Annotated in this window: 15 protein-coding genes and 4 pseudogenes; 11 read left to right on the forward strand and 8 right to left on the reverse strand. The window is 59.3% G+C overall.

The features are described from left to right. Positions 1 to 295: 295 nt before the first annotated feature. Positions 296 to 1,144: a tyrosine-type recombinase/integrase gene (locus Cocul_RS09375; protein WP_245622192.1), complete on the reverse strand. Its 849-nt coding sequence runs from the start codon at positions 1,142 to 1,144 to the stop codon at positions 296 to 298. Beyond that, on the reverse strand, positions 1,111 to 1,254 hold the full coding sequence (locus Cocul_RS13175) for an Arm DNA-binding domain-containing protein (protein WP_245622204.1): 144 nt from the start codon (positions 1,252 to 1,254) through the stop codon (positions 1,111 to 1,113). Before Cocul_RS13175 ends, Cocul_RS09375 begins: the two co-directional genes overlap by 34 nt. Here Cocul_RS13175 and Cocul_RS12635 point away from each other — a divergent pair. Beyond that, positions 1,222 to 1,521, forward strand: coding sequence for a hypothetical protein (locus Cocul_RS12635; protein ID WP_211257125.1), 300 nt, complete (start codon positions 1,222 to 1,224; stop codon positions 1,519 to 1,521). The two genes, Cocul_RS13175 and Cocul_RS12635, sit on opposite strands and share 33 nt — an antisense overlap. Before the next feature lie 215 nt (positions 1,522 to 1,736). Here the strand turns inward: Cocul_RS12635 and Cocul_RS09385 are convergent, their stop codons facing one another. From Cocul_RS09385 to Cocul_RS09395, 3 genes are all read right to left on the reverse strand, one after another. Then, positions 1,737 to 2,330, reverse strand: a complete 594-nt coding sequence (locus tag Cocul_RS09385; RefSeq protein WP_055123008.1) for a cadmium resistance transporter — start codon at positions 2,328 to 2,330, stop codon at positions 1,737 to 1,739. After that, the gene (cmtR, locus tag Cocul_RS09390; RefSeq protein ID WP_055123009.1) at positions 2,331 to 2,690 is read right to left on the reverse strand and encodes a Cd(II)/Pb(II)-sensing metalloregulatory transcriptional regulator CmtR; all 360 of its coding nucleotides are present in this window, start codon (positions 2,688 to 2,690) and stop codon (positions 2,331 to 2,333) included. A 369-nt stretch (positions 2,691 to 3,059) separates the two neighbouring features. After that, positions 3,060 to 3,386, reverse strand: a complete 327-nt coding sequence (locus Cocul_RS09395; RefSeq protein WP_082422277.1) for a type II toxin-antitoxin system HicB family antitoxin — start codon at positions 3,384 to 3,386, stop codon at positions 3,060 to 3,062. A gap of 561 nt (positions 3,387 to 3,947) precedes the next feature. Between Cocul_RS09395 and Cocul_RS13085 the strand changes: the two genes are divergently transcribed. The 6 genes and pseudogenes from Cocul_RS13085 to Cocul_RS09410 all read left to right on the forward strand — a co-directional run bounded on the left by Cocul_RS13085 (position 3,948) and on the right by Cocul_RS09410 (position 7,758). Further along, positions 3,948 to 4,163 carry an IS3 family transposase gene (locus Cocul_RS13085; RefSeq protein WP_082422264.1) on the forward strand — a complete coding sequence of 72 codons (216 nt, stop codon included), beginning with the start codon at positions 3,948 to 3,950 and terminating at the stop codon, positions 4,161 to 4,163. 57 nt (positions 4,164 to 4,220) lie between these two features. Next, positions 4,221 to 4,769 (forward strand): annotated as a pseudogene (locus Cocul_RS13090) (IS3 family transposase); the annotation flags it as partial. Positions 4,770 to 4,907: 138 nt separating this feature from the next. Then, positions 4,908 to 5,141 (forward strand): integrase core domain-containing protein, encoded by a 234-nt coding sequence (locus Cocul_RS13095; RefSeq protein WP_342669519.1) that lies wholly within the window; start codon positions 4,908 to 4,910, stop codon positions 5,139 to 5,141. Positions 5,142 to 5,179: 38 nt separating this feature from the next. After that, positions 5,180 to 5,420 (forward strand): annotated as a pseudogene (locus tag Cocul_RS12640) (transposase); the annotation flags it as partial. Between the two features lie 318 nt (positions 5,421 to 5,738). Beyond that, positions 5,739 to 6,668, forward strand: a complete 930-nt coding sequence (locus Cocul_RS09405) for a DUF418 domain-containing protein (protein WP_055123011.1) — start codon at positions 5,739 to 5,741, stop codon at positions 6,666 to 6,668. 1 nt (position 6,669) lies between these two features. Next, entirely contained in the window at positions 6,670 to 7,758 is a 1,089-nt protein-coding gene (locus tag Cocul_RS09410; RefSeq protein WP_055123012.1) for a trypsin-like serine protease, read from the forward strand. Here Cocul_RS09410 and Cocul_RS09415 read toward each other — a convergent pair. Further along, positions 7,755 to 8,782 (reverse strand): annotated as a pseudogene (locus Cocul_RS09415) (prephenate dehydrogenase). The gene Cocul_RS09410 and the pseudogene Cocul_RS09415 overlap by 4 nt on opposite strands. Before the next feature lie 183 nt (positions 8,783 to 8,965). Continuing rightward, positions 8,966 to 9,750: pseudogene (locus Cocul_RS13040) on the reverse strand (transposase). A gap of 380 nt (positions 9,751 to 10,130) precedes the next feature. Here Cocul_RS13040 and Cocul_RS09425 point away from each other — a divergent pair. The 3 genes from Cocul_RS09425 (at position 10,131) to Cocul_RS09435 (ending at position 11,665) form a co-directional block, all read left to right on the forward strand. Continuing rightward, the gene (locus Cocul_RS09425) at positions 10,131 to 10,421 is read left to right on the forward strand and encodes a hypothetical protein (protein WP_055123013.1); all 291 of its coding nucleotides are present in this window, start codon (positions 10,131 to 10,133) and stop codon (positions 10,419 to 10,421) included. A gap of 78 nt (positions 10,422 to 10,499) precedes the next feature. After that, a complete protein-coding gene (locus Cocul_RS09430) occupies positions 10,500 to 11,225 on the forward strand; it encodes a bifunctional DNA primase/polymerase (RefSeq protein ID WP_150114438.1) in 726 nt (241 codons plus the stop codon). Positions 11,226 to 11,284: 59 nt separating this feature from the next. After that, positions 11,285 to 11,665, forward strand: a complete 381-nt coding sequence (locus Cocul_RS09435) for a hypothetical protein (RefSeq protein WP_055123015.1) — start codon at positions 11,285 to 11,287, stop codon at positions 11,663 to 11,665. Positions 11,666 to 11,819: 154 nt separating this feature from the next. Here the strand turns inward: Cocul_RS09435 and Cocul_RS09440 are convergent, their stop codons facing one another. Continuing rightward, positions 11,820 to 12,866, reverse strand: a complete 1,047-nt coding sequence (locus tag Cocul_RS09440; RefSeq protein WP_211257119.1) for a helix-turn-helix transcriptional regulator — start codon at positions 12,864 to 12,866, stop codon at positions 11,820 to 11,822. 28 nt (positions 12,867 to 12,894) lie between these two features. Between Cocul_RS09440 and Cocul_RS09445 the strand changes: the two genes are divergently transcribed. Beyond that, complete coding sequence (locus Cocul_RS09445) at positions 12,895 to 13,260, forward strand: VOC family protein (RefSeq protein WP_055123016.1); 366 nt, start codon at positions 12,895 to 12,897, stop codon at positions 13,258 to 13,260. Positions 13,261 to 13,323: the final 63 nt, after the last annotated feature.

Consider the following 13,323-nt stretch of genomic DNA (forward strand, 5'->3'; position numbering starts at 1 on the left):
GTGGATTCTGTGGGTGTGTTGCGCGTGGGGTAGTGCCTTGATGTGCAGAAACCCCAGGCGGTGAGGGTGATTTTCCCGGCTAGTGCCTGGGGTTACAAAAAGTGCCCCCGGTGAGACTCGAACTCACACAAGAAATGTCTCTGACCTGCTGTTTTGTTGAGATTTTCTCAAATCCCACGACACGGCTAAAACCTGGCCAACGTACAGCAACATGGCAAGCTACCCACACTGAGCGTTAAAGGTCTTATCCATCGTGTCCGCCACGGAATCCAGTTCGTCTTCCCACAGCGCCGCATTACGTGTTCAACGTCATCGCAGCATCAGCGTGCCCTAGTTGCCTCTGCACCGCCTTCACATTTGCTCCTGCGCTGATCAGCAACCCCGCCGCCACATGCCGCAGGCCGTGCACCGTCACACGAGGAAAATCCGGGTCTGCTGCCATGCACCGCTCCAGCGCTCCGTAGTACCACGACCCCTTGGACGGCAACTTCAGCGGATCGCCAGATGCCGCAGACCACAGCAACTCATCTTGCCCCTTGCCCACGCACAGTGGGTCTAGTAGGTCAAGCACGAAGCGGGGGGCGGCCACGACCCTCTTCTCGTGCGTCTTTGGGGTGCCCACCACAACCTTTGTTCCTACGGTAACCGCGTTGCGCTCCACGCTGATCCGCTTCCGTAAGAAGTTCACGTCCTGCACTCTCAGCGCGGCGGCTTCACCCCATCGCAGTCCCACCGTGCCCAGCAGCCACACCAACTCCCCGTAGCGGGAGCACTCCCCAGCGAGGCACTGAAGTTGCTCCATTGTGAGGTAAATCGGCTCTGCCTTTGGCTTGCGAGGAAGTTTCACTCCGCATGCGGGATTCCGGGCGAGCATGGAGTCCCGCACGGCCATGTCGAGTACCTGGGTGAGGGTGTTGTGTGCGCGGCGCACGGTGACTGCTCCGCCTTCCAGTGTGGCGACCCAGGCGGCTACGTCTGAGGGCTTGACCGCTGCGATGGGGGTGCGGCCCCAGCGGGGTTCTACGTGGCTGCGCCACGCGATCTCTGTGACCCGCAGGGAAGATGGCTTAAGGTGGGTCTGGACGCCCAGCCACTTCGCGCCCAGTTCGCCTATGGTGGTGCGTCCGTGTTGGGGTCGATCCATGTCCCTTCGGCAGCATTTACCGCGTTCTTCTCTGCCCATTTCTCCGCTTCGTTCTTGGTGCGGAAGCCTTGCTTGGTGTGGGATTTGCCGTCTGGGCCTCGGTATTGGATGCGCTAGGCGTAGCCGCTCTTGGCGCGGGCGGAGGCGTACTTGGTGATGGAAGCCATGATATGCTTGACCTGTTCCTTTTACTGGTGGATTTGTTGAGGATGCTCACTAGAACGGTCGAGCTTGGTGTACAGCAGATCCAGCTTCTCGAAGAGATTGTGCAGAGCGAACTCATCACAACCGAGCAGCTTCCCTCGCCCACGGATGCTGAACGAAAGGTGCCGAAGACAATCAAACGGGGCTACGGCCAGACTTCGCTCACCTTTTAGTACTACTGGCGGATTTCGTCTCTGGGCAACGAGGGGGAGTTGCCCTAACTCCGAGTGATTTTTTAAAGTACACCCCAATAGGGCAGTTTTAGAATTTCTGTCGCCCTAGCGTGGTCGAGTCCCTGCGGCAGCGGCCTTTCACAACTTCATAGGCGGTTCAGTTGATGCCGGTGAGGAAACCTAGAGAGGCCCTAGGAGCACATGAGATGAGCTTATTAAAGGCCGAAGGCGCCGCCGCTGACGAGGATGAAGATACCCAGGCCGATCAAAACGATTGGGAATAGCACATGCTCCCAGCGTTCGAGAACCTCCGCGATGGGCGGACGGGTGGCCACGAACTTCGCCAACAGGACCAGGCCCGCCACCAGGATCAGAAAGACGACGCAGTAAATGATAACGGTGGCGGTATCCACGTTGAGAAAAACCGGGACATAGACGCCGATATTATCGCCACCGTTGGCAAAGGTTACCCCGGCGACGATCAAGGCGCTTACGTTCTTTCCGCTGACTTTCGCGTCATCGTCGTCATCGTCTCCCTGCCAGGCTTGCCAGGCCGCCCACAGCCCCAGGGTCAGGGGGATTAATCCAAAGTAGGGGATCGCCTCGGTGGGTAGGAAAGCATCCGCCCCTAGTGTGACCAGGGTCGTTACTGCGAGGATGCCCGCGAAACCAAGGTACTGCCCGGCCAGGATCCGAAGTGCGGTCCCTGCTTGGCCGGCCCCACGGGCGAAGAACAGCGAGAGCACGATGATGTCGTCGATATTGGTGGCGATAAACAGACCAACCGCCCCCAGGAGACCAGTTACCACTTACCTGTTCCCCTCTCCGGTGGCGCACCCGGGCACGTCACATGCCGAGTCAATACACGGAGCATTCTCGTCGGCAGCCAGAGTGGTATCCAGCAGTAAATTCAACGCCTGGACAAGATGGGCGTCGACGATCTCGTATCGGGTCTTTCGCCCCTGCGGTTCGGCGACCACAATTCCGCAGTCCCGTAGGCAAGTGAGGTGGTTCGACACATTTGACCGCGTCAGTTCCAGCTCCCGGGCGAGAGCGGCCGGGTAGGCCGGGCCGCTCAGCAGGGTCAGGAGAATACGGGATCGGGTGGGATCGGCCATCGCCCGACCCAATCGGTTCATCACGTCCAAGCGCGAAGCAATAGTCAGCATGCACTGAATTATACAGTTTTTGCTGAACTGTTGCCACGAGGGTCGAACGTCGGCCCGACGGCGATGCGTGACACACCAGAGCCCTTCGGTACTGCCTGTGTCGAAATCGAATGTTTTTGATACAAGTGAGAAGAGAGCCCACCCCTGCGCTTGCGCGGCATCTCGCCCCGGGACGATACACCCGAAGTCCGCTCGCCCCACGTCCCTCAGTCGCCGCGCTTGGGTGAGCCCGTGGAAGTTCCCGCTCACTCCGCCGAGAGCTGGGAGGCGAATCGCCTATCGCCAGCCCAGGAAATCCTATAAATACAAATAGCAATCCCCCTTAGTGAACATACCAAGGGGGATTGCTATTTGTATTTATATAAGACTCTATACTGCGGAAAGTTTTTGGTTTATAAAGGCATTGAGGGAAACGCCGTCGCGCGCGGCTTCCATTACCAACCTCTTATGGACGGATCGCGATGTGCGAACCTGAAACTTTCCCGAATACGATTGTGTGCCCAGCGGTACAGGAATCTTCTCGCCGTTGGCCTTCATATCTAGAACAATCTCCTTGACTAGAGAGATTATTCCCTTTTCAGCTCCGTCGCGGACCGGATCTAACCACGACAATGAGGGGAATTCCAGAACCGTGCCCACATACTCACCATCTTCTTCTGACCAAAAAGTTTGGTACGTGTACTTGTCAATATCCACCATGCACCCCTTTCTCTCGCGGGCTTACACGCCCTTCCCTGAGTTTCCTTTCCTCTCTACAGCCTTGAGAACCTGGTTTACCTGGTAGGGCTTTGCGTAATTATCTCTTCCTCTCTGGAAATTTACGCGCGGGTCTCCCGGCCATGGCATTTTGTATACTACATGTGATCCTACCGTTCGCGGCTCTCCGAAATAATGGTCACACACAGCCTTCAAATCGGAGAAGCGCACCTTCTGCGGTTGGTCACGCATCCTTTTCAGGGCATCTACAATACCTTTACCCATAGCATCATGGTACCAAATATGATACTACCACGCCACCTTGACTGGGCAAATCTTTGACAGATAAATCACATTACTGCACAAAGGCCCCTCCATCGTGCTGGGCAGTGGCCACCCATGGCAATTTGTCATGGCTCGCTTGACACCAGGAGTGCGGCATGGTAAAGTCTTGCAGCTAAACTCGTGGAGCAATAGGAGCATCACCACGGATCTGACCCCTTTTTGGTGGACACCTGATATCCAGCCCAGTCGGGCTGGGAAGAAAGGTAATCTACCATCATGTCCAGGTACTCCGAACAGTTCAGACGCGATGCTGTGGCTCTCTATGAGAACAATGAGGACCTCTCGCTGAACGCAGCATCAGCAGAGCTCGGTATCAACCGTGCCTCGCTGCATTCTTGGGTCAAAAAGTACGGCACCGGAAAGCGTGCGCGCATTAAACCTGTGCATGATAAAGCTCAAGCGGCGAATGATTCCGAACGGATCCGCCAGTGAGACAAAAGAAATCTCTCAACTACGCGAAGAACGCGATATCCTACGCAAGGCCGCGAAGTATTTTGCCGAAGAGACTCACTGGTGATCCGCCTCCAGTTTGTCTATGACCACCGAACCGAATACTCGGTTAAGCGGATGTGCCACGTTTTAAAGCTGAATCATTCCTCGTTTTATAAATGGGTGCAAACCCGTGAAAAGCGCAGTTTAAAGATGTATTCCGATGCCGCTATTGGTGCAAGGATCACAACCATCTTCGATGATGAGCATGGTCTTTACGGGGCTCAACGCATCGCTGCAAGCCTTAAAGCCGATACGAGCTTTGGCCCGATAAATCACAAGAAGGTCGCACGCATCATGAAAGCCATGGGACTTAAAGGCTTTACCAAGCGGCGCCGATGTGTCACTACCAGGCGCAAGCCTGGCCACCGTGTCATGCCGGACTTAGTAGGCCGTAAATTCACAGCTAACGAGCCGAACCGCGTCTATGTAGGCGACATTACATACCTGCCCTGTAAGGGTGGCAAGAACATGTATTTGGCCACAGTTATTGACACTTACTCGCGGAAACGTGCAGGTTATGCCCTCGCAGACCACATGCACGTCTGACTGGTCGTCGATGCAATAGCCCACGCGCACGGTGTGCGTGGCAGTCTTGACGGGGCTGTATTCCATTCCGATCACGGCAGTGTTTACACCTCACAAGCCTTGAGGAGCTATTGCTCGTCGTTGGGTGTGCGCCAGTCCATGGCAGCGGTAGGAACGAGTGCGGATAACGCCCTAGCAGAATCATGTAACGCCACGCTCAAGCGGGAAGTCTTGCGTGATAGGAAAGTCTTTGACAATCCGATCGCCTGCCGGCAGGAAGTCTTTCGATGGTGCATGCGCTACAACACACGCCGGCGACACTCGTGGTGCAATCTTGCAGCCCCTGATGTCTTTGAAGCCGAGACTTCAGCTACACTGACCAAAGCAGCATAGCTAACCCCCGACGTGTCCACTTTCCGGAGGTCAGGCCCAACCCCACCGAACGGCTCAATCGCGAGATCCGCCGGCGCACTGATGTTGTCGGGATCTTCCCCCACCGTGATGCTGTGATTCGCTTAGTCAGGGGCCGTCCTTGCTGAGCAGCATGATGATTAGATTCAGCAGAAACGCTACACGTCGTTGACAAGCCTAGAGCAAACCAAGGCGTTGATCACAGCCAATGTCATCGACGCCGACACCACCACCCCGGCAGGCAAGGAGATTGCAGCCTAATGACCAACCACACCCAGGCCCGTGCCGGACCCGATCCCTGCTAACAGATCACCGACGATTCGAAAGAACTCATACACCACCTACGCGGACCTGACCCGCACAATGAACATTCTCTCCTACGGACACACGATCCGCACTAATCGGGTGCCCACTATACGAAGGTAACCTCAGGTCAATGATGGCATTTATAAAGTACAGGACATGCAAAGTCTTGATACAGCAAACTCCCAGACTCCCGTTGTAGAAAATGAGGTGTCGTTATAAACATGGGCCGTGGTGGAGACCGCTGCGTCCCACCATCGTGAAGGAGAGTGCTAGGTGAGTGCATCATCGCGCATCGTCGGGCTGGATTTAGCCCGTTCACTTGCCATAATTGGCATGATTATTTTGCACATGGCCTCGTTGGTATGGAGTACCAAAGTCGTATTGTCAGGCCTTCCGGCCGCCCTATTTGCCATCGTCGCCGGAGTGACGATGATGCTCATCGGTAAGAACTATTCCGTACAGACGCTGCTGCGCCTGATTGCCCGTGGCTCCATCATTACGCTTATCGGACTGGCACTGCTCCCGGTGGGCGGGCAGATCCAGGTTGTGCTCGTTGCTATTGGTATCACCATGATGGTGGTTTCCTGGGTACCACCGCTGAACGTGTGGTGGAAGCTGGCCTTGTTCTTTATCGCCGCCATCGCCTCAACCGTGCACTATGCGCCTTTTACCCTGCCACAGGTTTATCCGCTGTTGGCATGGATCGCGTATTTCATCGCCGGCATGCTGCTCTTTGAGGTCTACATCCGCCCGGGTAGCTTCCGCACGGCGCTGCAATGGATTGTTACCGCGGTCAGCGCGGTGATTTCCGTGGCTGGCACCTACTTCCGCTTCGAGCCGGATATGCCTAGCTGGCTGCGCTTTACCGGCCACACCGGCGTAGCGGGCGAAATCCTGCTTTCCGTTGCAGTGGCAGCAGTGGTGCTGCACCTGTGCCTGCTCATTGGCAGCGCGGTGCCCAAGCTGGTCTACCCCTTGGCCGCATTGGGCACGATGTCCCTGACCGTTTATGTCTTGCACGTGCTTTCCGCTTATTACTGGCAAAGTCACATCTCGCTGCACAATACCGCGTGGGCGGGGGCATTTATTGGTCTATTCCTCGTGTTCGCCACTATCTGGCGGAAATTCCTGGGTCAAGGTCCCCTTGAAAAGGCCGTCTCCACCGCCGTTAAACTCGCCGTTCCTGCTGGAAAGAAGGACTAACATGTCGCGTAAATTTGCTACCGCTTTGACCACCGCCGGTATCATCGGGATGTTGGCTGCCCCTGCCAGCGCCCTAGAGCATGGCGAACCTGCCCCCGATAATGCTGAGTCCCAGACCGTTGCTGCGCTCAAGATGGGCCGCGTAGGCAACTTCGGCGATTGCACCGGCACATTGGTGGATAAGCAGTGGGTGCTCACCGCCCGCCACTGCCTGGAGTCCGTCAATAACGAAGGCGCCCAGGCCCGCCTGGGAAACAAGGCCTACGACGCGGATTCGTGGGCGCTATCCCCGCTTTCTGATGCCGGATTGCTTCACCTCACCGAACCCGTCACCGATATCAAACCAGCCAAGATCACCACCGATATTCCAGAGCCTGGTGACCTTGGCACCCTGTACGGTTGGAGCAGCAGCTCCTCCATGGCGCGCAAAGGCCAGCTGCCGATGGCAAAGATGAAGGTCTCAGAAATCTTGGGCGGCGGGCCAAGCGATGACGCCGCAAAGAAGCCAGACGCCGACAAGGAAGCCCCCGAGGGCTATGAGTCTGTGCCTGCAGCAGAGGCTATGCCTGGTGCCATGATGCCTGGATCAGGATCGGGGTCGGATGCGCCCAAGGTCCTCTCACCGGGTGCCGAGCAGCCGCAGATCGTCAAACCCGACGGTAACGGTGGACAAGTAATGCAGCCTGGTCAAGGTGGTATGGCTCCGATGATCAGCAGCCCGATCCTCGATGTTCACTCCACCGGTAATGCCGGCATGCAGGGTGGCGATTCCGGCGGACCGTTCTTCGTGGACGGAAAGCTTGCGGGCCTGGCTACCGCGGGTACGTCTAATGCAGATCCGGATATTCCCTCCCCGAGTGCAGCGATCACCACGCTCGCTGGCACCAAGGACTGGGTAGACGGTGTGATTAGCGGCAAGGACAAGGACGCCATTTTGACCGCAGATACCACGCCCACTCCGGAGGCAACGCCGCAGACCAGCGGCGACCGTCCGTGGATCTACTTCACGGTAGCCGCTATTGGCCTTATCGGTGCTGCGGCGGCCGCGCGCACCTTCGCCACCGGTGCCGCTCGCAAGTCGCGCCGCTAAAAAATCTCGATGCGCCCACCCAGGGACTCGGTCTGGCGCAGCTGCGCCACCCACTTCGGGCCGCCGGGGTGCAGGCGTAGTACCGGATGGGAGGAAATCTTGACCGGGGATACCGATTCCTTGCGCGCGCCCGACCTGGCTTCGATGCGGGTGCGGGCGCGGTAGCCGGCATCGGCAAGCTCGGCAGTGGAAGGCTCGGGGGCGGCGAGCTTCTCCCGGGCATCGTGAAGCAGCTCCAGTGCCTCATCCAAGGCCTCCACCAAGGCCGAGGCATTGGTCTTGCACATCTGCCGCACGAGATCCGGGCGAGTGCCTGCCACCCGGGTTGCATCCTTAAAGGAACCGGCGGCCAAGGACTGCGCCAAAATCCCGCCATTATCGCCCACCGTGGCGAGGGTCTCGGCAAAGACGTGGGGCAGGTGAGAAATGCGGGCGACCGCCGCATCGTGGTTGGCCACGCGGATCGGCACGGCTTCTTCATGCACCATCTGGGTCATGCGCACGACGTCCGTAAAAGTCTCAATCCATTCCGTGGAATCTTCTCCCCGCGCGCCTCACACTCGGCGGCATAATCGTAGGTAATGCCCCACGCGGCGCGGCGGAAAAGCCCCGTCTGGGAGTGATCCCAGCCAGATTTCGAGGTGCCCGCCAGGGGGTGCCCGCCGACGTAGCGATCCTCCATGCCACGGTCACATACCTGCTGGCGAACGGGAGTCTTCACGGAGACCACGTCCGTGATGCTGCAGCTAGGGGCGTATTCCTGGATCGCATCCAAGACACTGCCCACCGCAGTCATGGGAACAGCTATCACAATGAGTGCCTTTTCAACTTCGGAGCGGTTAAGAACCGCCGGCAAGTCATCATTAACATCAAAGCCCTGCTTGACTGCGGTGCGGGCAGCCGAAGTGGAGTGATTATATCCGAATACGTGGTGGTTATAGCCCGCGAGATCGCGCAGCAAGGAACCACCGATGAGGCCGAGGCCGATAATGCAGATGGGGCGTTGAACATTTTGAGAACTCACGGTGAAAATTGTGGCACAACACGACTAATCTCACGAGGTATGAGCAACGAAAATTACTCTTTCGCGGTTACCGTCGCCCGCAGCGAGGGTCAGGTCCGCGTAGGTGGTGTATGAGTTCTTTCGAATCGTCGGTGATCTGTTAGCAGGGATCGGGTCCGGCACGGGCCTGGGTGTGGTTGGTCATTAGGCTGCAATCTCCTTGCCTGCCGGGGTGGTGGTGTCGGCGTCGATGACATTGGCTGTGATCAACGCCTTGGTTTGCTCTAGGCTTGTCAACGACGTGTAGCGTTTCTGCTGAATCTAATCATCATGCTGCTCAGCAAGGACGGCCCCTGACTAAGCGAATCACAGCATCACGGTGGGGGAAGATCCCGACAACATCAGTGCGCCGGCGGATCTCGCGATTGAGCCGTTCGGTGGGGTTATCCGACCAGACTGTGGTCCACACGGACCTGACCCCTTCCTGGACTTTCATCGTCAGCGCGTCGCACGAGAGGTAGTAGTACGGGCCGGAATCCAGTGGCCGGGTGTGAAAATCCTCCACCATCGAATCCAAGTCTTTGGCCATCTCACTGACTTGTGACTTCGATAGGTTCGTGATGCCGAGAGTGGCGACCAGGTCGTTTATCCTGCGGGTAGACACACCCTTTAAATAGCACGTGGCGATCACGGTGGTGAAGGCACGTTCGGTACGGGTTCGTCGTTCTCACAGTCAGTCAGGGAAGAAAGAACCGTGGCGTAAGTTTCGGGATAGCCACATCGACGGTGCCGACCTGTGTATCCAGTCGTCGGTGGCGGTAGCCGTTGCGGTGGTTGACGCGGTTGTCGCTGGTGGTGCCGTAGTCAGCGCCGCAGACAGTATCGGCTTGGGCAGATAGAATTTGGTTGATGAAATCACCGAGCATCTGACGCATCAGATCGGGTGATGCTTGGGTGAGTAGCTCTTCGAGATACGCGGTCGGGTCGATAAACTAAGGGCCAGCGGTCATTATGGGTCTCGTCCTTTCGAGCATCGGTAGAAGTTGATTCGAAAGGTACCCATGATGGTCGCCCTATTTGTCCTCGGGGCCCATCACAGGAACTAACTCGTACACCACGCTAACGGACGCAACCCGCCCCGGCCTCCACCGCGACGCCCAAGGCGCGCAAGATTCCCTATTCTAACCCCCATCTGTCTCGAAAGGAGACATTCCCGTGTCCATGTTTGCTCAACCTGCTTCCAGCGCAGGCCTCGACCTTAAAGCCAACGACGGTGCGCTACTGATGATCACCCCCACCGAGTTCAAGGAAGGTATCACCATCGCTTATGGCACGTCGGACGCGGTGGCCGCCAGCGTGGTGATCCTCGATGGCCCCAACGCCGGGGAGGAAATCAGAGGACACCCTCATCTTCCAGAAGGTGCTCCAAGGCCAGTTGAAGCGCTATATCGGCTCCGGGCAGGTGTGCCTGGGCCGCCTCGGCAAGGGCGAAGCCAAGCCCGGCCAGTCCGCCCCCTGGATGCTGGGGGATTTCACCGAGCAGGATGCTCAGGTCGCCCAGCGGTATTTGAACTCCAAGCAGCCTGCTACGGGGCAACCCAGCGGTACGAGTAGCCCCGCCCAAGGGGCGGCGGGCGCAGCTGACGATTTGCCGTTCTGACCCCCGTCCTAGAGAGTCGAAGGGAGGTGGCATGACCTCGTGCTGCTGACAACCCCGTGCAAAATTTGCGGCCAGGACATGGCCACCACCTGGCAGCCCGGCCACCCGGCTCCCACTCATCACCCCGAGTGTGACACCCACCCCGCAGAGGAGAAAGTCCGCGCACCCCACCCCCGGCTGGGCCAACTCGCGCACGCCGCGCACCGTGCCACCTTGCTAATGGCGAGGGCCGCGCCGACTGCGGCAGATTCTCCGCAGTGGGTGGAGTTCGACCAGGCGTGCGCAGACCTTCACACGATCCAACGCCGCGTGCTCCATGTCGATCTCCCCAAGGCCGCCATGTACTACGCCACCGCGTGCGGCTGGCCAGTATTCCCCCTCAAACCCGGGGGGAAAGCGCCCTTAACGCCGCGATGCTTCAAGGACGCTTCCCGTGACCCCGGGCAGGTGGCCGCGTGGTGGGGAGAGCACCCCGAGGCCAACATTGGGTTGCTGTGTGGGGAGCATTTTGCGGTGATTGATGTGGATGTGCCGTACATCGAAAACCAGTGGTGGGACATCGCCGCCGATGAAGGCTTGCACGTCTACGCGCTGGCGGCCACGGCCTCTGGCGGCACCCACGCCTACATCCTCCCTGCTGATGGGCCTGCCAAGAATGGGGTGGGGGTCTTTGGGCCGAAGATCGACTACCGCACCACCGGCGGGTACGTAGTAGCCCCCTACTCGCGGCGCGCCGATGGGCCGGTGTGGTCATGGCAAATCCCCCCGGCTAATGTGATCCAACCAGCGAAGAAAGCGGGGTGAGGCTCATGGCGTGATTTGAGAAGTACCTCACCCAACCCAAGCCCACTGGGGCACACGATGTGCCGGTGGGGGTGCAGGGGGCGTTAGCGGGTGATCCGCAGGCGGCCCGCTACGCCCAAGCGGCCCTGCGGCGGGCGTGTGATGAGATCGCCCACGCCCCCGAAGGCACCCGCAACCACACTCTCAATGCACAATCGTGGTCGATAGGCCAGTTGGTGAAGGCCGGGCACTTGGGTGTCCGTGAGGCCCAGGAGGCACTGTGGTTGGCGGGTAAGGAGTGCGGGCTGCCTGACGGGGAGATTGCGCACACGATACCGCGCGCTATTGACCAGGCCGAGGCCCGCCAGGTGCACCTCGACCCCGATAGGGCCTCTCGCGGCCCGCCTGGGGGCGGGAACATCGCCTGGCGGCCCCCAACACACCCCACCAGGGGGCAATAAGCCGCCTGGTGGGCGTATAGAGGCCGATTTAACCCCCGGGGGAGAGGAAGCAGGCGGAGATGGTGAGCAGGGGGCCGGAGAACATGCAGAAACGGAGGGGGATACCCCCAGCGCGGAGGAAGCCGGAAGAATCCGCTTCCAACACGACGTTGCCCTAGATGTACTGACCGGAGACGTTGATTGAGCCTGCCGGTTTGTGAGCTTGCATCAGTTGGTGGGCGAGGTCATGGACGCGCTGCACGGCTTCAGGTGGGTCGAGGACTTTGATGTGGTCCCCGAATTGGAGGAGCTGGCGAACCGACTCGATGTCGGGATAGGCCACGGTGATGGTGAGCCACTCGTCGACGGGATTGGACACGTCGACCAGACGGCTCCCCAGGATCCTGGCGGCGAGGTCCAGCCGGTTGGCCCGCAGGTGAGCGTTAATCTCCACGCTCGCGTCGGTGGTGAACGTGCCGACCAACTGATCCCAGACTTTCTCCAAGGGCTGGCCGGGCCGCAACACGGCCGGTTCGTCCATAGCCTTGTGTGTCACCAGGCGATTGGTGTTGAACATGCGCGGCGTGCCGTCCACGTCACCAACCAGATACCAGGCGGCCTGCTTGCTGACCAGTCCGTAGGGGTCGACCTGGTAGGTGTCGGCAGTGGCGTGTCCGCTGTGGCGGTAGGTGACGACGAGCCGGCGGCCCTGCCGGGCCGCAGCCAGCAAACTCGACAGGTCCCGGGTCGTGGCAGGCGTGAACCATCCGGCAGGGTCGATCAATAGGACATCGGTCAGAGGCGGTTCGCCTGGGCCCCAGCGACGGGTGGCTGCTGTGAGCTTGGCGCGGGCGTGTTCACCTACCTCTCCCAGGCCGATCTGTGCGAGCTGGTCGGGGCTGAGGCCGACTGCCGCGAGGAGCTGCAGCTCGGAGGGATCGAGCCGTGACAGGTCCAGACGGGAACGCGCGTCGAGCACGATCGCGCCATGACGGCCGCGTTCTGCATGGACTGGGACACCGGCAGCGGACAGGGCTTCAACGTCGCGCAGGACCGTCCGGGTAGACACCTCAAAGCGGTCAGCGAGCTGCTGGGTGGTCATCCGTCCGTGCACTTGGAGCAGCAGGACGATCGACAGCAGACGAGAAGCCTTTATGTCCTCATTTTCACAAAAATATGACAGGAACTGTCGTGTATCGGCGATATGCTGGGAGACGTTCACACGGCAATCTAACCCTTGGAGGCCCGCCATGACGGCACCCAACCTGTTCCTGACCTACGTGACCGACGCTCAGCGTTCTACCGCGTTCTACAGCGACCTGTTCGACATCGAGCCCACCTTCACCAGCCCCCGCTATGTCGCTTTCGAGGTCGCGCCCGGCGTCCTGTTCGCGATCTGGACCGGCCACAACGAACACACCACCCTGGAGACGCCGCGCACCAGCGAGCTCGGACTGATGCTGCCCGGCGGGGGCGACGCCATCGACGAGGTCTACCAGCAGTGGCTCGCCAAGGGCATCCGGGTGGTCGAGGAGCCCCACGACGACGTGTTCGGCCGCACCTTCGTGATCGCCGACCCAGACGGCAACCTCATCCGCGTCAGCCCCGTCGACTGACATCCCACCCCATCCCCTACGTGGCGGCGAGCAGCAGCTCGCCGCCACGACTCTTTGTCGAGG

Source organism: Corynebacterium oculi (assembly GCF_001412105.1).
GTDB lineage: Bacteria > Actinomycetota > Actinomycetes > Mycobacteriales > Mycobacteriaceae > Corynebacterium > Corynebacterium oculi.

What these genes read in the sequence shown, in the direction of transcription:
- Cocul_RS09410 (WP_055123012.1), top strand. Translation starts at nt 6,670, where the DNA reads ATGTCGCGTAAATTTGCTACCGCTTTGACCACCGCCGGTATCATCGGG.
- Cocul_RS09425 (WP_055123013.1), top strand. Translation starts at nt 10,131, where the DNA reads ATGGCCCCAACGCCGGGGAGGAAATCAGAGGACACCCTCATCTTCCAG.
- cmtR (WP_055123009.1), bottom strand. Translation starts at nt 2,690, where the DNA reads ATGCTGACTATTGCTTCGCGCTTGGACGTGATGAACCGATTGGGTCGG.
- Cocul_RS09375 (WP_245622192.1), bottom strand. Translation starts at nt 1,144, where the DNA reads ATGGATCGACCCCAACACGGACGCACCACCATAGGCGAACTGGGCGCG.
- Cocul_RS13095 (WP_342669519.1), top strand. Translation starts at nt 4,908, where the DNA reads ATGGCAGCGGTAGGAACGAGTGCGGATAACGCCCTAGCAGAATCATGT.
- Cocul_RS09445 (WP_055123016.1), top strand. Translation starts at nt 12,895, where the DNA reads ATGACGGCACCCAACCTGTTCCTGACCTACGTGACCGACGCTCAGCGT.
- Cocul_RS09430 (WP_150114438.1), top strand. Translation starts at nt 10,500, where the DNA reads ATGGCCACCACCTGGCAGCCCGGCCACCCGGCTCCCACTCATCACCCC.
- Cocul_RS13085 (WP_082422264.1), top strand. Translation starts at nt 3,948, where the DNA reads ATGTCCAGGTACTCCGAACAGTTCAGACGCGATGCTGTGGCTCTCTAT.